The following is a 20,693-nucleotide window of genomic DNA, read 5'->3' on the forward strand; positions in this document are numbered from 1 at the left end:
GCCGGGTGCGGTCCGTCAGCCGGCCGGCGCCGGCAGCGGTACGTCGAACGCCAGGCCGCTGCTGGCATCCACGCAGATGCCGCGCAGCACGTCGTAGAGCCGGGCGACCAGTTCCGGTTGGTCGTCCCACCGGTTGGTGGTCTCGCCCGGATCGGACTCCATGTCGTACAGCTGGCCGGCCGGGTGCTGCGCGTCCCACGGCGGCGCGGTGTGCGGCTTGCCGCTGCCGGTGGCGAACAGGTTGTCGATCGACGGTTCGGAGAACCCGCCGCCGGAGCCGGCCGAGAAGATCGCCTTCCACTTCCCCACCCGCAGCGCGAACCGGCCGCCGAGGCTGTGGTGCACGATCGGCCGGTCCGGGTCACCCGCCTCGGCGCCGGTGAGGATCGGCAGGATGTCCCGGCCGTCGTCGACGGGTACGGCGTCGCCGGTGGCGGCCGCCGCGGACGGCAGGATGTCGGTCAGGCAGATCGGCGCGTCGGTGCTGCTGCCGGCCGGGACGTGACCGGGCCAGCGGGCCACGAACGGCTCCCGGTGCCCGCCGTCCCACAGGTCGCCCTTCTGACCGCGCCAGTCGCCGTTGGGCCGGTGCATCCGGATGTCGCCGTCGTCGGTGAAGTACGTGACGGCGCCGTTGTCGCTGGTGACGATGAACAGGGTGTCGTCGAGCTGGCCCTTCGCCTCGATCGCTGCCCGCAGCTCGCCGACCGCCCAGTCGACCAGGCACACGCCGTCGGCGCGGGCGCCGAGGCCGGAGCGGCCGCGCACGAACTCCGGCGGTACGTTCGGCCGGTGCGGCGCCGAGGGCGCGAGGTAGCACAGGAACGGGCCGCTCGCCTGCTCGATGAACGCGACCGCCTCCCGGGTGAACCGGACGTCGCACTCGCTCTCGTCGAACCCCTCGACCTGCAGCCCGGGCCGCTGCTCGGTCAGGTACCGCTGCTTCTCCCGGTCCGGTACGCCGACGGTGCGGTCCTGGTCGAGGAACGCGTACGGCGGCATGTCGAGCGAGCCGGCGATGCCGAAGAACCGGTCGAAGCCGAGTTCGGTCGGCCCGCCGGTGACCGGTGCGGTGTAGTCGATGTCGCGGCCGAAATCGGTGTCCACGTCGTCGTGCAGCGGCGCACCGGGCGCGAACGCGTCGCGTACCGTGCCGTCGGTGTGCCGCCAGCCGAGGCCGAGGTGCCACTTGCCGAACGCGCCGGTGGTGTAGCCGCGGTCGTGCAGCATGCTGGCCAGGGTCGTGCGGTCCGGCTCGATCAACGCCGGCCCGTGGCCCATCAGCACGAAGTTCTTCAGCGGCCCGCGCCAGGCGTACCGGCCGGTCATCAACGCGTACCGGCTGGGGGTGCACACCGCGGACGCGGAGTGGCAGTTGGTGGCGCGCACCCCCTCGGCGGCCAGCCGGTCGATGTTCGGGGTGGGTACGGCCGAGCCGTAACAGCCGAGGTCACCCCAGCCCATGTCGTCGGCCAGCACGACGACGATGTTGGGTCGACCGGTGGTGGTGTCGCTCATGTCCAGCAGCTCCCGTCGGCGCTCTTGACGATCCGGATCGCGTTGGTGGTGGCCGGATCGATGGTGAAGTCCTCCGCGTTGCCGATGCACCTGTTGTCGGTGAACACGTTGACGAAGTTGACGTCGCGGACCTTGTGCGTCCCGTCGATGCCCTGCACCACGTTGGGGTGCGTGTAGTTGGTGTAGGCGTGGATGTTGCGGAAGATCAGCTGGTCGAGCTCACCGTAACCGAGGGTCGGGTCGTACCACTTGTTGTTCTCGACGGTGAGGTAGAACAGCCGCCAGGTCGCGTTCTCGACCCGGACGTTCTCGAACAGGTAGCGGTTGGGGGTGCCCGCGCCGGCGTGCAGCGCGCGGAACACCGCCGACTTCTCGATCTGGTAGTGCTCGGCGTGGATCACGTCGTCGTCGTAGACGTGGAAGTTGCTCGGGTCGCCTTCGAGGTTCCAGCTGATCATGAACGGGGCGCCGTTCTCCAGCTGCCACACGGTGTTGCCGCGCACCACCTCGTCACCCCAGAACAGTTTGATCGAGTCGTCGTTGGACTTGACGAAGTTGTTCTCCACCAACGCCTTGTTACCGGCGACCATGCCGTCGGTGCTGTACCACCAGGACATCGTCTTGACGTTCTCGATGGTGGTGTACTGCGCCAGCGCGCGCACGTTGAACCGCGGCGCGTTGACCAGCGTGATGCCCTCGACCAGCAGGTTCTGCGAGGACTGGTCGGCGATGTCGATCATGCCCGGCTGGTTCTTGTTCGAGTCCTGGTTGCCGGTGTCCAGGAACGACCCGTCCAGCACGCCGCGGCCCTTGATGGTCACGTTGTCGACCGGGCCGTTGGCAATGAACGCGCCCTGCACCCAGGCGCCGCCGGCCAGGTAGATCGTCTCGTTGGAGTGCAGCACGTTGCCGGACCCGATCTGGTGCACGCCGGGGCCGAAGTACAGCACGTTCGGGTCACCGGTGGCCGGCGGGACGTCGTTCTCCGCCGGGTTGGCGAACACCAGCATCGGGTGCTGGATCGGGTTGTGGATGTTCGGCTGGAACTCCACCGACACGTTCCGTGGCTGGCTCATGGTGAACGTGCAGGTGTTGCCGGCGAACGTGGTGGTGATCGCCGCCGAGTACGGCCGGATCAGGCAGCCGGTCAGGCCGCTGCCGGCCAGGGCCGTCACCTGCACGGTGACCGACCCGGTGAACGAGAAGCTGGTCCACGAGGTGTCCAGTTCCCGGTTGGTGTCGTGCTTGGCGGCAACCGACTTGTACACGAACGACGGCTGGTCGTTCACCTGCACCGAGTACTGGTCGGAGGCCGGTATTCCGGTCGGCCCCGGGTACAGGCTCAGTGCCGGGCCGGAGCCGGGCGTGATGTCGCCGTACGGCAGGCTCGCGCGGTGGTTCGCGACATCGGCGAGGGTGGCGTCGGTGGAGCCGGTGATGCTGTCCGCGATCGAGTCGACGGTGGGAATGTCGCCGTCGATCGGGGTGCGCACCCCGCCGTAGTCGTACTGGTTTCCCACGTACGGTGCGCCGTTGGCCGCGGCGGGCGCCGCGCCGGTCAGGGCCGTCGCGGCGGCGGTCACCGCGACCGTGAAGACGGTACAGAGTCTGCGAAGTCGACGAGCACGCACGGTGACTCCTCTGCGGGGGGACGATCGATCGTCGCGGTGGCACGGGTTTCCGGCCGCGTCGCGGGCGCGGCCGGTCGAATGCGGGACGCGGTCAGCCATGCCGGCATCCCGGCTGCCGCGCCAGGTCCGCGCGGTCGATCGTGTTCGCCATGACCTGGTAGCCGCGGTCGTTGGGATGCAGGTCGCCGACGGTGTGGTAGCGCGGGTCGATGGTCAGCGGGTCGGCCGGGTCGCGCAGCGCCCGGTCGAAGTCGGCGACGGCGTCGAACGTGCCGCTGGTCCGGATCCACCGGTTGACCGCCTGACGCGTCTGCTCGTGCGCCGGCGTGTCGTACACCGAACCGTGGAACGGCGTGATCGTGCCGCCGACGATGCGCAGGCAGTGCGCGTGCGCCAGCTCGACGAGCTGCGTCATCCCGGCTTCGAGCTGCGCCGCGGTGGCACCGGCGCCGATGTCGTTGACGCCCTCCAGCAGTACCACCGAGGTGACGCCGGGCTGGTCGAGCACGTCGTGGCGGAACCGGTGCAGCGCCGACTGCCCGCCGCCGGCGGTGTCGGTCAGGATCGCGTTGCCGCCGATGCCCTCGTTCAGCACGGCCCAGCGCGCAAGCCGGTCGGCCAGCCGGTCCGGGTAGGTGTGGTCGGCGTCGATGGTGGAGAAGGACCCGTCGGTGATGGAGTCGCCGAACGCGACGACGGTGCCGCGCACCGGCCGGCTCAGCACGTCCACTCCGTCCAGGAAGAACCAGGACGGCGTGATCGCCTGGTACGGCGAGCCGCCGGGCTCGGTGGCCCAGTCGCCGCCGCCGGAGACGTAGCTGGTCGCCTGCGCCTTGTTGTGCCAGGTGGCCGGGCCGGTGGGGCCGGTCAGGTAGACGCTGACGACGAGGTGGCGGCCGGCCCGGGCCCGGACCGGTACGGGGTCGCTGACCACCTCCTCGCCCGCCGGGATCGTGACGGTACCGGCGCCGACGAAGGTGGCGGCGCGTTGGGTGGCCGCGACGACGATCGGACCGGTGTCCTGTTCGGCCACCGCGACCCGGCCGACCCGCAGCGCGGCCGTGCCGTACCGGTTGGACAGCCGGATGCGCACCGCCGGCCCGCTCACCGTGGGCCGGACCACCATCCGGACGGTCCGGTTGGTGAACCCGTCGTGGCTCGGTCCGCTCGCGACCGGCGGTTGCGGTGCGGCCCGCCAGCCCGCCCGCCACTCCTGCTCGCCGTTCCCGGCCTGCCGATCGACGCTCAGCTGCGCGGCGTGCCGTTGCTCGGCGTCACCGCGGTCGGCCGTGGCGTGGTGGACGGCCGCGTAGGCGGTCAGCGGCGTCGCCAGCGCCAGCGCCGCGACGACGATGCCGGTACGCCACCGCCGCGGCCTCACCGGTACCGCCCGCCCTCGGTCGTGACGAACCGGATGGCGTCCGAGTTCGTCTGGTCGACCACGAGGTCGGCATCGGCCGCGGACCGGACCGGTGCGCCGCCGATGGTCACGTCCTGGAACGTCACGTCGGCAACCGTGTGGTCCGGGTCGATGCCGTGTACCTGGCTCGGGATCCGGAACGGCCCGTCCGCGCTGACGTGGCGGAAGATCAGGTCGCGGATCTGCCCGTACCCGAGCGTCGGGTCGTACCACTTGTTGTTCTCGATGGTGAGGTCGAACAGCCGGTAGTGCGCGTCTTCGACCCGGATGTTCTCGAACAGGTAGCGGCTCATCGTCGCCGCACCGGCGTGCAGGGCGCGGAAGATGCCGGACTTCTGGATCCGGTTGTGCTCGGCGTGGATCACGTCGTCGTCGTAGACATGGAAGTCCGAGCCGTCCTGCTCGATGTTCCAGCTGATCATGAACGGTGCACCGTTCTCCAGTTGCCAGACGGTGTTGTGCCGGGCGATCGTGTCACCCCAGAACAGCTTGATCGAATCGTCGTCGACCTTGACGAAGTTGTCCTCCAGCACCGACTTGTGCCCGCCGACCATGCCGTCGGTCGAGTACCACCAGGACATCACCTTCACGTTGTGGATGGTGGTGTACTGCGCCAGCGCGCGGATGTTGAAGCGGGGCCCGTTCACCAGCGTGATGCCCTCGATCAGCAGGTTGGTGGACGACTGGTCGGCGATGTTGATCATGCCCGGCTGGCCCTTGTTCGAGTCCTGGCTGCCGGTGTCCAGGAAGCCGCCGTCGAGGATGCCGCGGCCCTTGATCGTCACGTTGTGCACCGGGCCGTGCGCGATGAACGCAGCCTCCACGTACGCGCCGCCGGCCAGGTAGATCGTCTCGTTGTCGTGCAGCTCGACGCCGCTGCCGAGGTGGTGGAAACCCGGCCCGAAGTAGCGCACGTCCTCGTCACCGGTGGCCGGCGGGGTGTCCACCTCCGGCGGGTTGGCGAACACCAGCATCGGGTGCGTGACGTAGGCGCCGGCCTGCGGGGTGAACTCGACACTCAGGTTGGCCGCCGAGGTCAGCCCGAACACGCAGGTCCGCCCGACCAGCCGGGCGCGGACGTGCGCCGATGCCGGCCGGACCAGGCAGCCGGTCGCCTCGATCGGATGCAGCGCGGTCACCGCGACCAGGATCGGCCCGGTGAAGGAGAACGACGTCCAGGAGGTGTCGGCTTCCTGGTTGGTGTCGGTCTTGCGGGCCTGCGCCTGGTAGACGAACGACGACCGCGACTGGCCGGGCGGCTGCGTCACGCTCACCCGGTACTGGTCCGAGGCCTTCGTGCCGGCGGGGGCCGGGTACGTCCACAGCGCCGGGTGCTGCCGCGGCGGCGTGATGTCGCCGTACGCGAGCTGCGCCCGGTGGGCGGCGACCTCCCGCGCCACCGCGTCGGTACTGCGGGTGATCTGGTCCGCGGTGGCGTCGACCCGTGGCAGCGGGCCGTCCACCGGCGTCACCGCACCGCCCTGGTGGTACTCGGTGCCGACGTAGCGGTGCGCCGGGTGCGCGGCGGCCGGCGCCGCACCGAGCGCGACGAGGCCCAGGGTGAGTGCGACGGCGAGGACGCGAACGCGCTTCATCGGGCACCTCCACAGTGCGGGCCGGCCAGCACCCGGATCTGGCTGGTGGCCTCGGGATCGAGCTGCAGGTTGGCCGCCTCGGCGGTGGTCAGGCAGGCGTCGCCCATCCGTACGTCGACCAGGTCGACGTTGCGGAAGCCGTGCTCGGGGTCGATGCCGTTGACCACGCTGGGCAGGGTGAACGCGCTGGCCGACGGCGCCGTGACGTCGCGGAACACCAGCTCGGAGAACGAGCCGTAGCCGAGCGCCGGGTCGTACCAGCGGTTGTGCTCGATGTTGAGGTAGAACAGCCGGTAGGTGGCGTCCTCGATCCGGATGCGCTCGAACAGGTAGCGCTGCAGCCGGCCGGCGCCGGCGTGCCTGGCGTCGAACACCCCCTGGGTCGGCGCGTTGTACTGCTCGACGTGGATCACGTCGTCGTCGTACACGTGGAAGTTGGCCGAGTCCTGCTCGATGTTCCAGCTGAGCATGAACGGCGCGCCGTTCTCCAGCTGCCACACCACGTTGTCCCGGACCACGCTGTCGCCCCAGAACAGCTTCAGCGAGTCCTCGTTGACCTTGACGAAGTTGTGCTCGACGAGGCTCTTGTTGCCGGCGACGATGCCGTCGGTGTTGATCCACCAGCCGATCATCTTCACGTTGCGCACCGTGGTGTACGAGCTGAGCGCGCGCACGTTCAACCGTGGCCCGTCGACCAGGGTCAGCCCGTCGATCAACACGTTGCTGGAGGTCGGGTTCGTCGCGCAGGTGCGGGCCGGGTCGCCCTGGTTGTCGCAGCGGATGTCGACGAACCCGGGTTGCTTCTTGTTCTCCGCCTGGTTGCCGGTGTCCAGGAACAGGCCGTCGAGCACGCCGCGGCCCTTGATGACGACGTTGTCGACGTCGACGCCGACGAACGTGCCCTCGACCCAGGCGCCGCCGGCCAGGTAGACGGTCTCGTTGTCGTGCAACTGCACGTTCGGACCGATGCGGTGCACACCGGGACCGAAGTAGAGCACGTTCTCGTCGTCGGGCGACGGCACGTCGCGTTCCAGCGGGTTGGCGAACAGCAGCATCGGATGGGCGACCACCGGGCCGCCCTGCGGGGTGAACTCCACCGACAGGTTCGCCGGCCGCCGCAGGGCGAACGTGCAGGTGCCGTCGTGGTACCGGGTGTGCACACCCGCCGATGCGGGGCGCACCAGGCAGCCGGTCGCGTCGGTGCGTTGCAGGGCCCGTACCGACACCACGATCGGGCCGCGGAACGAGAACGACGACCACGAGGTGTCCTTCTCGCGGTTGTTGGGTCGCCGCGCGGCCCGGGTGTAGGTGACCGGATCGTGGGAGCGGCCGGCCTGGACGACCGTGGTGGCGTACTGGGTCGACGCCGGCTCGCTGTCCGGCCGCGGATAGGTCACCAGCCGCGGAGATCCGGTGGTGACCGCGTAGTCGTCGGCGCTGTAGGGCAGTTGCGCGCGGTGGGCGGCCAGGTCGCGCAGCATCCGGTCGGTCGAGGAGGTGATCTGCCCGGCGAGCTGGTCCACCTCCGGTTGCGGCCCGGACAGCGGGGTGGCCGTGCCGAGGTCGTACCGGGTGCCGGTGTACGGGACGCCCGCGGACGGGCGCTCGTCGGCGGTGGCGGGTGCCGCGATCGCCGTGGTCACGGTGACCGCGAGGGCGAGCGCGGCGCAGAGTCTGGACAGGGGGTTCGGGTGCGCATGGTGACTCCTCTGCTGGGGGATGAGGATCGCCTTGCTGCCCGGACGGTCCGCGCCGCGTCGGGCGACGCGGGCCGTCCGGGGTTGGTCAGCCGAAACGGAGCCGGTGTTCGGCGGTCGCGTCCCACTCGTTGAGGCCGGGTACGCCGAACGCGGGCGCCAGGACGTAGTGGTCGTAGGTTTCGGCCAGCCGGTCGCGCAGCAGCTGGTGATGGTGACGCAGCTGCTCGGTCTGGGCGGGATCGTCCACCAGGTTGGTCATCTCGTACGGGTCGTTGGCCAGATCGAAGAACTGCCAGGGCTTCCCGCCGTCCGCGCCGCCGAGCACGGTGTACTTGTACCGGCCGCTGCGGATGCCGCGCCAGGTCTGTTCGTGGAACGGGATGTTCGGCCGCATCTCGGCGACGAACTCCAGCAGCACCCCCTCGCGGTCCAGCGTGTCGGTGGCGCCGCGGGCGATCGGGGTGAGATCCAGTCCCGGCTTGGGATCTCGGGGGGTGATGCCGGCGAGGCCGAGCAGGGTCGGAAACAGGTCCTCGGTGCTGACCGGGTCGGCGACCACCCGGCCGCCGGCACCGAGGTTGCCGACGATCAGCGGAATGCCGATCGACTCCTCCCACGGTCGCTGCTTGGCGAGCAGGCCGTGGCAGCCGAGCAGCTCGCCGTGGTCGGCGGTCAGCGCGATGATCGTGTTGTCCAGCGTGCCGGCCGCGCGCAGCCGGTCGACCAGCCGGCCCACGTTGTCGTCCAGGTTCTCGATCGCCGCGTAGTAGGACCGCAGATCGTCCAGCAGGTCGGCGTTGCCGTCCCACGGGCCCGGATCTTGTACTGCTTGTCCAGCTCCACGTTGTCCCGCAGCACCAGTTCCCGGCCCTTCCACCGGTCCAGGTACTCCTGCGGCGCGGTGAACATCGGGTGCGGTGGCTCCACCGACAGCACCATCGCGTACGGCTTGTCCCGCGCCGCGGCGGCGTAGTCCGACGCCATCGAGAACAGCGCGTCGGTCTGGTACCCGTCGATCTTGTGCATGGTCGGTTCGTCGTTGGTGGAGTACCAGGTGTCGTACGGGTCGTTGCAGATGTCGAAACCGGTGAAGGTGCCGAACCGGCCCTGGAACGGCCGCGGCACCGGGGTACGGGACGCCTTCACCACGGTGTGCCCGGGGTAGTGCCCGAAGTTGCCGTACAGGTGCCACTTGCCGAACAGTGCGGTGTCGTAGTCGTGCTCGTTGAACTCGTCGGCCAGGGTGCGTTCGGCCGGCGACATCCGCCACTCGATCGCCGGGATGAACCGGGTGTGCGCGTACTCGCCGGTCATCAGCGAGAAGCGGTACGGCACGCAGACCGGGTAGGTCGAGCATGCGGCGTCGAACCGGGCACCCGAGTCGGCCAGCGCGTCGATGTGCGGCGTGCTGACGTTCGGATCGCCGTAGCAGCCGAGCGCCTGCCGGCGCAGCTGGTCGGCGATGATCAGGATGACGTTGGGGCGCTCCGTCGCCGGGACGGGTGCAGAACTCACTTCAGACCACCAGAGGTCAGGCCGGCGACGAATCGTCGCTGCAGCACGAGGAACAGGATCAGGATCGGTACCAACATGAACAGCGCGGCCGCGCTGGACAGCCCCCAGTTCGTCGAGTTCTCGTCCTGGAAGGCCATGAAGCTGGTCGAGATGGGGCGCTTCGCCGGGTCGTGGATGAACGTGATCGCCCAGAAGAACTCGTTCCACGCCCACAGCCCGACCACCAGCGCGACGGTCATCAGCCCGGGCCAGGCGAGCGGCAGCATCACCCGGCGGGCGATCTGCACCTCCGAGGCGCCGTCCAGCCGGCCCGCCTCGACGTACTCCTTGGGCACCTTGAGCAGGAACGAGCGCAGCAGCAGCGTCGCGAACGGCGCGTCGACCGCCCAGTAGATGACGATCAGCCCGAACAGGTTGTCGGTCAGCCCCAGGTCGGTCCACAGCGAGAACAGCGGCACCACGAACAGCTGTACCGGCATGGAGGAGGCGAGGAACAGGTAGGTGATGACGCCGCCGCGGCCGGGCAGGTCCAGGTGCGACAGCGCGTACGCGGCCAGGCCGGCGATCACGCAGGTACCGGCGGCCGACCCGACGACCAGGATGGCGCTGTTGCGCATCGTGGTACCGAAGTCGCCCTGCTGCCAGGCGATGCTGAAGTTGCTCCAGCTCAACGACGTCGGCGGGGACAGCGGGCTGCCGCCGATCTCCGCGTTGGACTTGAACGCGTTGAACACCATCAGCACCGCCGGCCCGATCGCGAACAGCGCCAGCACCGTGAGCACCAGGTACGCCGGGAAGTGCAGGTTGCGGCGGCGACGGCGGCGCGGCGTGGTGCCGGACCGCAGCGCCGCGTCCCGCCGCTCGATGACGGTGCTGCTCACTCTTCCCACCCCTTGCGCCGCAGGAACTGGTACACCGCCAGAACGAGGCCCACGATCACGGTCATGGACAGCCCGAGGGCGGCGGCGTAGCCGGCCGAGTACTGGTTGAAGGCCTGGTCGTACATCAGCGTCGACACCACGTCGGACGAGTTGGCCGGCCCGCCGTGGGTCATGATGAAGATGTAGTCGAACGCCTTGAGCGACCAGATGATCGTCATCAGCACCACGAAGATCATCGTGGGCCGGATGCCGGGCAGGGTGACCGACAGGAACTGCCGCCAGCGGCCGGCACCGTCGAGCCGGGCCGCCTCGTACAGCTGCACGTCGACGCCCTGCATCGCGGCGAAGAAGATGACCGCGAGGAAGCCCCACCAGTGCCAGTCCACGACGAAGTTCACCGCGTACAGCGAGGTCTTCGGGTCACCGAGCCACGCCTGGCTGATGCCCAGCGTGTGCCCGATCCCGCTGTCGGGAGACAGCAGCATCTTCCAGATCGCCGCGTTGATCACGCTGGCCGTCACGTACGGGATGAAGAACAGCGTGCGGTACAGCATCCGGAACCGCGTCACCTGGTTGATCAGGTGCGCGCCGAGCAGCCCCAGCGCCATCGGTACGAACAGGAACAGCACGAACCAGATCGCGTTGTGCAGCAACGCTTCGCGCACCGCCGGGTCGGTGAACGCCCGGGTGTAGTTGGCCGTCCCGACGAACTTGGCCGGCCCGATGCCGGACCAGTCGGTGAACGAGTACCAGACGGTGGCGAGCGAGGGCCCGAGCACCACGATGACGTTGAGGATCAGCAGCGGCGCGAGGAACGCCCAGCCGATCAGCCCACGTCGCAGCCGCAGCCGCCGCGCGCCGGAGCGCGGCGGCGCGGCCAGCGCGGTACCGCTGGGCGCCGGGGCGGCGGTCACTTCCCCGCCCCGCGCGGCATCAGCTTCGGGATGGTGCCCTCCTGCCGCTCCTGGTCGAACAGGGTGGCCAGCTGCTTGCAGTACGCGGCCGGGGTCATCTTGTTCGTCAGCACCTTCTCCATGCCCTGGAAGACGAACGTGTCCGACTTCGGCGGCCACCAGGTCCACGTCACGTACCCGTAGTTGCCGGTGTCGATGGCGGTGTTGAGCGAGGTGAGCACCCGCTTGGCGCGCGGATCGATGCGGGCCGGGATCTCGTTGTCGGAGAACGTGATCGGGACGTTGTAGGTGGCCGGCACGTCGGCCATCCGGCCGAGCGCCGCGGTCTTGTCCCCGTAGTACCAGTTGAGGAAGTTCGCCGCGGCGTCCTGGTTCTTGCTCGCCTGGTTGATGGCGAACGAGCCGCCGATCCCGATCGGGTACGTGTCCGGCTTGACCGCCGAGGACAGCGGCGGCACCGGCATCCAGTCCCAGTCGTTGTCGTTGCCGGCCTTCGCACCGAAGAACTGGCCGACGTTGCTCATGTACCACTCGCCCTGCGGGATGGTGGCGACCTTGCCCTTGCCGAAGTTCGCGCCCATCTCGGCCGCCGGCACGGAGAAGTACTTCGCCACGCTGCCGCCGATCCAGCCCTTGTCGAAGTACGACTTGAGCAGCGTCACCGCGTCCACGAACACCGGGTCGGAGAACTTCGCCTTGCCGGTCAGCGCCTGGTACACCGCGTCCGGCCCGGACACGTTGTTCCAGAACACCGTCATCAGCCACTCGCTCGCGGCGGCCCAGTCGGTGTTGGACGAGCCGAACGGCACGATGCCGTGGCCGGCCGCCTCCTTGGCGAACTCCTCCAGTTCCGACCGGTTCTGCGGCCTGCTCCAGCCCTTGGACTCGAACAGCGTCTTGTTGTAGTACAGCAGCATCGTGTCCACCCGCATCGGCAGCGCGAACAGCTTGCCGTCGGTGGTGAACGCGTTGATCGCCCATTCGGCGAGCTTGCCGTTCCAGCCCCACTTCTTCGCGTACGAGGAGAGGTCGGCGAGCACGTGCGCCTTGCTCCACGCGATCGTCTGGGTGGCGGCGGGGCCGCGGACGATATCGGGCCCGGACTTCGACTGCAGCGCGGTCTGCACCAGCCGGCGCAGATCCTGCCCCTTGTAGTAGGTGGTCTTCATGGTGATCTTCGGATACGCCTTCTCGAAGCCGCCCTGCACCTTGTCGGTGAAGTACTTCTGGTTGGCGTCACCGGTGATGTCGATCCACAGCTTGACGGTGCCGGTACCGTTGCCGGCCGAGCCGCCGCCCCCACCGCCGCAGGCGGCGAGCAGGCTCGGCACGGCGGCGCCGGCACCGAGCAGACCGGCGCTGGACAGCAGACGACGACGGCTCAGGTTGGGTCCAGTCATGGGGTGTCCTCGGGGAGCGTGACGCCGGGCCCGGTGGCCGGTTCGGCGCCGATGGTTGGGGAGAGCTGCGTGACGTCGACGACCTGGGTCGCGGTGCGACCCTCGGTGACGGTCAGTGCGACGCCGCCGCTGTCGAACGCGTCGTCGCGCTCGTCGAACAGCGACCGGCCGTCGACGCCGGCGCGGAGGCGGTCGCCGTCGACGGTGAGGAACAGGTGGTAGGTCCGGCCGTAGGACCAGTCGTACGGCTGCTCGGCGAGCACGACCGGCTCGCCGTGTGGCACGCCGCGCACCAGCCGGATGTGCTCGCCGGCCAGCTCTACCGCGTAGTACCGGCCGAGGCCCTGTACCCGGGCGGCCAGGCCGGCCGCGGCGGCCAGGTGCGGGGTGACGTCGGCGGTGACCGTGTAGTCGCGCCAGTCGCGGGTGCCGGTGATCAGCATGCCGCGGCCGCGGTTCTGCACGATCCGGAACGGTTCCGGCCACCGGTCGTCGAACCGGTCGAGGGCGGCCACCCAGGCCCGGCGCCACATCGCGCCGCCGTCGGCCGGCCGGGTCAGCCGCACGCTCGGCGCGCCGCTCCAGGTCAGGTCGTGCAGGGTGGCCGGCCCGCTGGTACGGATGCCGACGGCGACGACCGGCTGCCCGTCGAGGTCGGGGACGGTCCAGACCAGTTCGGTGTCGCGGCCGGCGGGGCCCTCGACCGTACGCGGCTCGTCGGTGCCGGTGTAGACCCGCAGCACCAGCTGCGCGGCGCCGCCCACGGTGGCCCGGATCGTCTGCCCCGGGTACAGCGTGGGGCTCGCGACCAGCGCGTAGATCGGCATCTGCTGCGCCTCGGGCGGGATGAACGTCGGCGTGACGACCGTTGCGGCACCGTCGATCGCGAGCCGGCCGCCGGGGTTGCCGACCGTCGCCTCGCCGTCGACCACCTCGAACCCCTGCACCGATCCGGGCAGGGTGAAGTGGAACCGGTGCGCCGGCGCCGGTTCCGGCGGCGCACCGTAGCGGGTCCGGCCGAGCTGGGCCAGCTCCAGAGCCACCCGGGCGGCGTCGGCGACGCAGGAGCCGCCGTCCGCGGCCGGCAGGTAGAGCCGGTCCGCGAGCGGGCCGCGCCAGTCCTGCCGGGACAGCCCGGCCAGGCCGCCGAACACGCCGCAGATCGCGCCGACGTTGCCGCCGTTGGAGTCGGTGTCCCAGCCCGAGGTGCACACGACGGTCATCGCCTCGTCGAACGCGCCGCCGCTGTGTGCCAGCGCGGCGATCACGATCGCGTGGTTGGGCACCACGTGACAGTTCCCGCCGTAGATGTGGTAGCCGTACTTGTCGTCGATGCGCTGCCGGGTGGCCTTCCAGTCCCCGTCGGCCGCCCAGGACCGGACGTCCCGGTGGATCTGCGCGATCAGGCTGTCCGCCGGGATCAGCGTCATCACCTCGTCCAGCAGCCGGTCCATGTCGTCGGCGGTGAACGCGCCGGCGACCAGCGCCGCGACCACCCGGGCGGCGTGGATCGCCTCGCCGTCGTGGCTGACCCGGGCGGCCCGCTCGGCGAGATCCGCGGCACCGGCCGGATCACCCGGGCAGGTCAGGGCGAAACCCTCGACGAAGATCTGCGCGCCGACCTGCTCGGCCACCACGGTGCCGTTGCGCGCGATCGACCCGCTCTCCGGCGGCGCGATGCCCGCCCGCATCCGCAGGTACGCGGTGTGCTCGGTGGAGTTGCCCAGGCCGCCCCACCACAGGATCGAGGTGTCCGGGACGATGTAGTTCAGCCACGCGTCGCCGACGTCCACCGAGCTCGGGTCGACCCCGGCGTCGCGCAGCGCGCGCGGGAACACGAACGTACCGCTGATGTCGTCGTCGGTGACCACCAGCAGGTGGTGCTTGAGCGCGACGTCGGCGCGATCGTTGACGTAGTAGGTGACGTCGCCGAGCTCCGCCTGGATCCGGTCGTACCGCCAGCCCTCGTACGGGCGGCCCAGGTAGACGGCGATCACCTTGCCGAGCACCCCGGCGTAGACGCGTTCGGTGTAGTCGGCCGGCACGATGTGGGACATCAGAACGCCACCCCCGCCCGCAGCACGACGTTGGAGAACGGGGTGTCCTCGCCGGTCCGGACGACCGCGGCGGCACCGGCCGTTTGCTGCTTCAGCTCGTCGTGCGTGGTCCAGGTGACGGCGATGTCACCCAGCTGCGCGGTGATCTCGTCGATCAGCTTCCGGTCGGTCAGCTCGGCGGCCAGCGTCGCGTGCTCGACGATCAGCTCGGCGAGGATCGGCCGCAGCACGGTCAGCAGCCCCGGCTCGCCGCGGGCGACCGCGAGGTCGACGACCTCCACCCCCCGCGGTACCGGCAGCCCGGCGTCGGCGACCACCAGCAGGTCGCCGTGGCCGAGGCCGGCGGCCAGTGCCGCGAGCCGCGGATGCCACAATCCCGATCGGCGCATCAGGCCACATCTCCCATCCGTGCATCGAGCTCGTCCCGGCCGTACAGCGCGGACTGCGCGCCGCGGCCCTCGGTCGCCGCGGCGCCGGCGGCGCACCCGGCCCGTACCGCCTGCGGCAGGGTCCGGCCGTCGGCCAGCGCCGCGGCGAGCACGCCGCAGAACGCGTCCCCGGCGCCGGTCGTGTCGAGCACCGCGGCGGGCAGTGCCGGCTGGTGCCAGGACCCGTCGCCGGTGCAGGCGACCGCGCCGTCGCCGCCCAGCGTGATCACCACCGCGGCCGGCCCCTGCTCGCGCAGCGCGACCGCGACCGGCAGCCAGGCGGCCGGCGTGCCGGCGCCGGACAGCGCGATGGCCTCGGTTTCGTTGACCACCAGCACGTCCACGTTGGCCAGCAGCGTGGCCAGGCCACTGCTGCCGGGCTGCGGTGGCGGGGCCGCGTTGAGCACCACCCGGGCGCCGGCGGCGCGCGCCGCGACGGCCGCGGCGGCGGCGGTCGCCAGCGGTACCTCCAGCTGCAGCAGCACCACGTCGTCGGGGCCGAGGCGGGACCGCAGGTCGGCGATCGCGTCGGCGGTCAGGGCGGAGTTGGCGCCGGGCGCGACGACGATGGTGTTCTCGGCGTCGGCGGCGACCGTCACGAGCGCCAGCCCGGTCGGCGCCGACCGGTGCTCGATCAGCCGGTCGAGGCCGACGCCCTGCGCGGCGAGTGCGGTGCGCAGCAACCGACCGAACGAGTCGGCGCCGACCGCCGCGTACAGCTCGGTGGCGGTCCCCCATCGGCTCGCCGCGACCGCCTGGTTGGCGCCCTTGCCGCCGGGCAGCAGCGCGGTGTCGGTGGCGAGCAGCGTCTGCCCGGGCGCCGGCAGCGCGGCCACCTGGGTGGTGACGTCCACGTTCGCGCTGCCGACCACGATCACCCGACTCATGCCGGTACCCCCGTGCCGTCGCCGGGTGCCGGCGCGTCGCCGTCGGTGTCGGACTCGTCGCCGACGATCGGATCGGGACAGCCGCAGGAGCCGCGGGCCACCAGGTCGACCGGCAGCACCGAACTCGCGGTGTCCGCGGCCGGATCGTCGAGGCGGTCCAGCAGCCGGCGCACCGCGGTCTGGCCCAGTTCGTCGAACGGCTGCGCCATCGTGGTCAGCGCCGGCGAGGTGTACGCGGCGGCGGCGATGCCGTCGAAGGACGCGACGGCCACGTCGTCCGGACACCGGATGCCGAGGTCCTGCATCGCCCGCAGCACACCGATGGCCTGCTGGTCGCTCGCGACGAACACCGCGTCGAACCGGCCGCCGGCGAGCATCTCCCGGGCGGCGCGGTACCCGGCCCGGCGGCCGAACGAGCCGTGCCACACCGACATCTCGCTGGGATGTACCCCGGCCCCGGCCAGCGCGTCGCGCCACCCGGTGACCCGGGCGTTGGCCGGTATCACGTCCTCCGGGCCGGCGATGCAGCCGATCCGGCGCCGGCCGTGCGCGAGCAGGTGCTCGGTGGCGGCCCGCGCGCCGCCGCGGTGGTCGGCCATCACGGCCGCCGCGTACCGACCGGGGGTCTGCCGGTCGAGCGTCACCCAGGCGACGCCGGACTTGCGCAGTTCGGGCAGGCAGCTGGTGGGTCCGTGCGCCGGCACCAGGAACAGGCCGTCGACGCGACGGGCGAGGAAGGTCCGCACGTACGCGGTCTGCCGGGCGTCGTCCTCGGCCGCGTTGCCGATCAGCAGCGTGTAGTCCTCGGCGAAGGCCGCCTCCTCGATGGCGCGGGCCAGCTGGGCGAAGAACGGGTTCGAGGTGTCCGGGACCAGCAGCCCGAAGGTCATGGTCCGGTTCGTCCGCAGCGAGCGGGCGATGCCGTTGGGGCGGTAGCCGAGCTGCTCGATGGCGGCGAGCACCCGCGCCCTGGTCTCCGGCGCGACGCCGCGCGGTCCTCCGTTGAGCACGTAGCTCACGACCGCGGGCGAGGTACCCGCCAGCTTCGCGACATCCGCCCGGCGTACGGCCACCGAACCTCCCTAGCAACGCGTGTTGCGACAGCAGTTGCCGAAGATGGTGTGACGTGGCGGTAAACAGAAGCAACACGTGTTGATTCGTCGTGGCCGAATCGTGACCTGCGCACGCCTGCCGCCGGCTTCGCGCCGCCGGCGAACCACGTGGCGGAATGCGAACGGTGCCCGCGACACCCACGGAGCGTGCCGGTTCCGCGCCCGGTCGCACCTGCTTGCGCAACCTCGTCAACCGTTGGATACTCCGCGCACCGTTTGCCGAGCAACACGAGTTGATGGGGGCTCCCCTGGTGAGCACGCGCAGACAGTTCCTCCGCGCCGGCGGTGGGTTGATGGCCGGGCTGGCCGTGGCGCAGCCGGCCGTCGCGGACCCCGCCCGGAAGTCCGGACCGCAGACCGCCCGCTGGCAGTCCGCACTGCTCCGGGTGACCGACGGCGACCGGCTGGCGTACCAGTGCGACGCGGAGGGCAACCGCCTGCCGGACTTCGGTCACGCCGGTTACCGCAACGGAGCGCCGATCCCCGCGGTACCGGTCGTCGCGCGGATCGGCCCGGTGCCGGGCGACAACACGGCGCACCTGCAGGCGGCGCTGGACGCGGTGGGCCGGTTGCCGAGGCGCGCCGACGGGTTCCGCGGCGCCCTGTTGCTCGCACCGGGCGAGTACCCGGTGGCCGCAACGGTGTTCCTCAACCGCGACGGAGTGGTGCTCCGCGGATCCGGCTCGGGGTCGGATCCCGCGCACGACACCATCGTCCTCGGCACCGGCGACACGCTGCTCGGACCGCCCGTGTTCATCGTCGGCGGCGCATCGACCTGGGGCCCCGGCGAGACCCGGTGGGCCGGCGCGGTCCCCGGCAGCCGCACGTCGATCACGAGCGAACTCGTCCGCATCGGGGAACGCTCCTTCACCGTCGACGACCCGACGTCGCTGCACGCGGGAGACAACGTCATCGTGACCCACCCGTGTACCGCGGAGTGGCTCGCCGCCGTCGACGGCGGCGGCACGCACGGCGGACCGGCCTGGCGGGTCGACGAGGACCCGATCCTCTACAACCGTCACGTGGTGGAGATCAGGGGCCACCGGGTCACGATCGACGCACCGCTGTTCAACGACCTGCGGCGGGAACTGTCGCCGTGCTACCTCTACCGCTGGGACCGCGCCGGGCTGGTCGGCAACGTCGGCGTGGAACACCTGAACATCGACATCCAGTACACCGGGCCCACCGACGAGGACCAGGCGAACGCCGGCGCCGGGATCGCCCTGTCACTCGTCGAGGACGCGTGGGTACGCGACTGCACGACCAGGCACTTCTGGTTCTCCGGCGTGCGGACCACGGAGACCACCCGGGCCACGATCGAGGACTGCCGGGCGCTCGACCCGGTGGCGAGCATCGCCGGCTCCCGCCGCTACAACTTCGCCGCCGGGCCCTACTCGCAGCAGATCCTGTTCACCGGCTGCCACGCGACCAACGGCCGGCACAACTTCGTCGCGTTCGGGAAGTCCAAGACCTCCGGCATCGTCTTCCACCGCAACCTCGGCGAGGGTAGCTACACCGGATGCGAGGGGCACGCCGGCTGGAGCCAGGGGCTGCTGTTCGACAACCACCGGGAACTCGCGCCCAACCTGTCCGCGGTGGAGCACGAGTACCGGCTGCTGCTGGGCTGTCGCGGCAACTACGGCGGCAACCAGGGCTGGGGGGCGGTCAACTCGGTGGCCTGGGCCTCGACGGTGCAGGCGCCGGGCAGTCTCGTGGTCCAGAAGCCTCCGACCGCCCAGAACTACGCCATCGGCTGCGCCACGGACGTCTCCGGGCACGGCCCGTTCGCCGAACCCGCCGGGTACATCGAGGGCACCAACCGGCCCGGCCTGCTGCCGGAGTCGCTGTACGAGGCGCAACGGCGGGCGCGGGGCGCCTGAGCCGGGCGGCGTACCGGACCCACCGGCGGTGCCCCGCGGCTCGGCTCGACCTGGCGGCGGGCGCCCTGCCGCTCGACCTGGCGGCGGGCGCCCCGGCCGGCGCAGCTCAGTACCGGGGTGTCCCGGCCGCGACCGGGACGGCGGCCGGCGTCGTCGGCCAGGACAGTTCCTCGATCGGCTTGCGCTCCCGGCGGGAGGTGACCGTGCCGTACGCGGGTGCGCCGTCGTCGGGGCGCCCGATCGCCGTCATCGACGTCGCCTCCCAGTGCGCGGGAACGGCGAACTCGGCCTCGACCGCGGCGCGGTCGAAGGCCCGGAACTGGTGCGCCTGCAGCCCGAGCGCCACCGCCTGGACGGTCATGTGCGCGACCGCCTGGCCCAGGTCGTAGTGCGCGAACTCGGAGTACTCGAAGTCGCTGTCGGCCACGAACCGCTGGGCCAGGTTGACCACCAGCAGCCCCGCCTCCGGCGCCCACGCCGACGAGCTGCGGGCGAGGTACGGCAGCAGCCGGCGGTGGGCCTCGTCCCCGCGGCGCGCGACGAGGAACGCCCACGGCTGCGAGTTGCCCGCCGACGGCGCCCGCCGCGCGGCCTCGAGCAGTACCCGAAGATCACCGTCGGTGACATCGTGGTCGGTGCGAAACCGCATCGGGCTGTGCCGCTCGGCGAGCAGGCGGTGGAGTACCGGATCGGGGTGCATGGCGGTGCCAACCTGCGCCGACCGGCCGGCATTCCCGGCGGCCCGAGACCCCGCCCGGGCGGTCGTCGGCCGACCACGGACCGTACGGGTCAGCCGATCGTGTGGACTTCGATCACACTCCCGCCCCCGGGTTGGCCACTTTCCGCGGTGGGCGGGTAGGTTTTGCTCAGCGCGGCGGTCATCCGCTGGGGGGCGTAGGACGGCCGCGCAGTGGGGGGAGTCGTCGAGCAGTATCGGGGGGTTCTGCTCGACCCGAGACTTCCACGGGCCCCGCCGGTCGCACCGGCGGGGCCTCTTCACGTTCCGCCACGATCAGTGACCTTGGTCGGCGCCGCTAAGCTAAACGGATCAACGTTCCTGATAGCTGGCGTGGAACGTCGCTCTCGATCCGCACCGAGGAGGACCCGTGCCCGCAGCGGGTGACACCGGCAGGACCCGCGGCAGGCGCGCCGACGCGGTACGAAACGAGCAGGCGCTGCTCGCCGCCGCCGCCGAGGTGTTCGTCGAGGCCGGCGTCGACGCGCCGATCCGGCAGATCGCCGCCCGGGCCGGCGTCGGGCTGGGCACCATCTACCGGCACTTCCCCACCCGCGCCGACCTGGTCGTCGCCGTGTTCCGGCACCAGGTCGAGGAGTGCGCCGAGGCCGGGCCGCGGCTGCTCGCCGCCGCCGACTCCCCGCTCGCCGCACTGCGCGCGTGGATCGACGCCTTCGCCGACTTCCTCGTCACCAAGCACGGCCTGGCCACCACGATGCAGTCGGAGGGCAGCGGGTTCGCCGCCCTGCACGGGTACTTCGTCGACCGGCTGGTGCCGGTCTGCAGGCAGTTGCTCGACGCCTGCACCGCGGCCGGCGAGATCGACACCGACCTGTCGCCGTACGAGCTGTTGCGCGGCATCGGCAACCTGTGCATCGCCGCCGACGACCGGTACCAGCCGCGCCGCCTGATCGACCTGCTGCTGCGCGGCCTGCGCCCGTCCACGACCTGACCCGGACGGTCGGGGCCGGCGAGCGGAAGCGAAGCGGGGCCACGCCGGCGAGAGACCGGCCCGGCTG

The 20,693-nt window shown here is 71.1% G+C and carries 17 protein-coding genes; 2 read left to right on the plus strand and 15 right to left on the minus strand.

The genetic code is table 11. The features are described from left to right. Positions 1-15 precede the first annotated feature (15 nt). From Asera_RS28505 to Asera_RS28570, 14 genes are all read right to left on the minus strand, one after another. Complete coding sequence (locus Asera_RS28505; RefSeq protein WP_051801422.1) at positions 16-1,518, minus strand: sulfatase family protein; 1,503 nt, start codon at positions 1,516-1,518, stop codon at positions 16-18. Further along, entirely contained in the window at positions 1,515-3,101 is a 1,587-nt protein-coding gene (locus tag Asera_RS28510) for a hypothetical protein (protein ID WP_030444089.1), read from the minus strand. Before Asera_RS28510 ends, Asera_RS28505 begins: the two co-directional genes overlap by 4 nt. Before the next feature lie 139 nt (positions 3,102-3,240). Further along, the gene (locus Asera_RS28515) at positions 3,241-4,530 is read right to left on the minus strand and encodes an SGNH/GDSL hydrolase family protein (RefSeq protein WP_051801419.1); all 1,290 of its coding nucleotides are present in this window, start codon (positions 4,528-4,530) and stop codon (positions 3,241-3,243) included. Further along, positions 4,527-6,164, minus strand: a complete 1,638-nt coding sequence (locus Asera_RS28520; RefSeq protein ID WP_030444087.1) for a glycoside hydrolase family protein — start codon at positions 6,162-6,164, stop codon at positions 4,527-4,529. Before Asera_RS28520 ends, Asera_RS28515 begins: the two co-directional genes overlap by 4 nt. Then, positions 6,161-7,807: a glycoside hydrolase family protein gene (locus Asera_RS28525; RefSeq protein ID WP_212804745.1), complete on the minus strand. Its 1,647-nt coding sequence runs from the start codon at positions 7,805-7,807 to the stop codon at positions 6,161-6,163. Before Asera_RS28525 ends, Asera_RS28520 begins: the two co-directional genes overlap by 4 nt. Positions 7,808-7,949: 142 nt before the next feature. Then, a complete protein-coding gene (locus Asera_RS33715) occupies positions 7,950-8,654 on the minus strand; it encodes a sulfatase-like hydrolase/transferase (RefSeq protein ID WP_280529771.1) in 705 nt (234 codons plus the stop codon). Continuing rightward, positions 8,537-9,379, minus strand: a complete 843-nt coding sequence (locus Asera_RS33720) for a sulfatase-like hydrolase/transferase (RefSeq protein ID WP_212804746.1) — start codon at positions 9,377-9,379, stop codon at positions 8,537-8,539. The genes Asera_RS33715 and Asera_RS33720 overlap by 118 nt, the downstream gene beginning before the upstream one ends. Continuing rightward, positions 9,376-10,260, minus strand: coding sequence for a carbohydrate ABC transporter permease (locus tag Asera_RS28540; RefSeq protein WP_211255436.1), 885 nt, complete (start codon positions 10,258-10,260; stop codon positions 9,376-9,378). The genes Asera_RS33720 and Asera_RS28540 overlap by 4 nt, the downstream gene beginning before the upstream one ends. Then, positions 10,257-11,174, minus strand: coding sequence for a carbohydrate ABC transporter permease (locus Asera_RS28545; RefSeq protein ID WP_211255435.1), 918 nt, complete (start codon positions 11,172-11,174; stop codon positions 10,257-10,259). The genes Asera_RS28540 and Asera_RS28545 overlap by 4 nt, the downstream gene beginning before the upstream one ends. Continuing rightward, a complete protein-coding gene (locus Asera_RS28550) occupies positions 11,171-12,574 on the minus strand; it encodes an ABC transporter substrate-binding protein (protein ID WP_084130831.1) in 1,404 nt (467 codons plus the stop codon). Before Asera_RS28550 ends, Asera_RS28545 begins: the two co-directional genes overlap by 4 nt. Beyond that, positions 12,571-14,631, minus strand: a complete 2,061-nt coding sequence (locus Asera_RS28555; RefSeq protein ID WP_051801417.1) for an ADP-ribosylglycohydrolase family protein — start codon at positions 14,629-14,631, stop codon at positions 12,571-12,573. Before Asera_RS28555 ends, Asera_RS28550 begins: the two co-directional genes overlap by 4 nt. After that, on the minus strand, positions 14,631-15,020 hold the full coding sequence (gene rbsD, locus Asera_RS28560) for a D-ribose pyranase (RefSeq protein WP_030444081.1): 390 nt from the start codon (positions 15,018-15,020) through the stop codon (positions 14,631-14,633). The genes Asera_RS28555 and rbsD overlap by 1 nt, the downstream gene beginning before the upstream one ends. Beyond that, the gene (locus Asera_RS28565) at positions 15,020-15,946 is read right to left on the minus strand and encodes a ribokinase (protein ID WP_030444080.1); all 927 of its coding nucleotides are present in this window, start codon (positions 15,944-15,946) and stop codon (positions 15,020-15,022) included. Before Asera_RS28565 ends, rbsD begins: the two co-directional genes overlap by 1 nt. Beyond that, the gene (locus tag Asera_RS28570) at positions 15,943-17,019 is read right to left on the minus strand and encodes a LacI family DNA-binding transcriptional regulator (protein ID WP_051801414.1); all 1,077 of its coding nucleotides are present in this window, start codon (positions 17,017-17,019) and stop codon (positions 15,943-15,945) included. The genes Asera_RS28565 and Asera_RS28570 overlap by 4 nt, the downstream gene beginning before the upstream one ends. Positions 17,020-17,309: 290 nt before the next feature. Here Asera_RS28570 and Asera_RS28575 point away from each other — a divergent pair, with 290 nt between their 5' ends. After that, complete coding sequence (locus Asera_RS28575; RefSeq protein WP_157034583.1) at positions 17,310-18,938, plus strand: peptidoglycan-binding protein; 1,629 nt, start codon at positions 17,310-17,312, stop codon at positions 18,936-18,938. A 106-nt stretch (positions 18,939-19,044) separates the two neighbouring features. Here the strand turns inward: Asera_RS28575 and Asera_RS28580 are convergent, their stop codons facing one another. Next, positions 19,045-19,638: a nitroreductase family protein gene (locus Asera_RS28580; RefSeq protein WP_035295045.1), complete on the minus strand. Its 594-nt coding sequence runs from the start codon at positions 19,636-19,638 to the stop codon at positions 19,045-19,047. A gap of 406 nt (positions 19,639-20,044) precedes the next feature. On the opposite strand from Asera_RS28580, the gene Asera_RS28585 reads away from it, so the two are divergent. Continuing rightward, entirely contained in the window at positions 20,045-20,626 is a 582-nt protein-coding gene (locus tag Asera_RS28585; RefSeq protein ID WP_030444076.1) for a TetR/AcrR family transcriptional regulator, read from the plus strand. The last annotated feature ends 67 nt before the right edge of the window (positions 20,627-20,693 follow it).

The sequence above is a fragment of the Actinocatenispora sera genome (assembly GCF_018324685.1).
GTDB classification, from domain to species: domain Bacteria; phylum Actinomycetota; class Actinomycetes; order Mycobacteriales; family Micromonosporaceae; genus Actinocatenispora; species Actinocatenispora sera.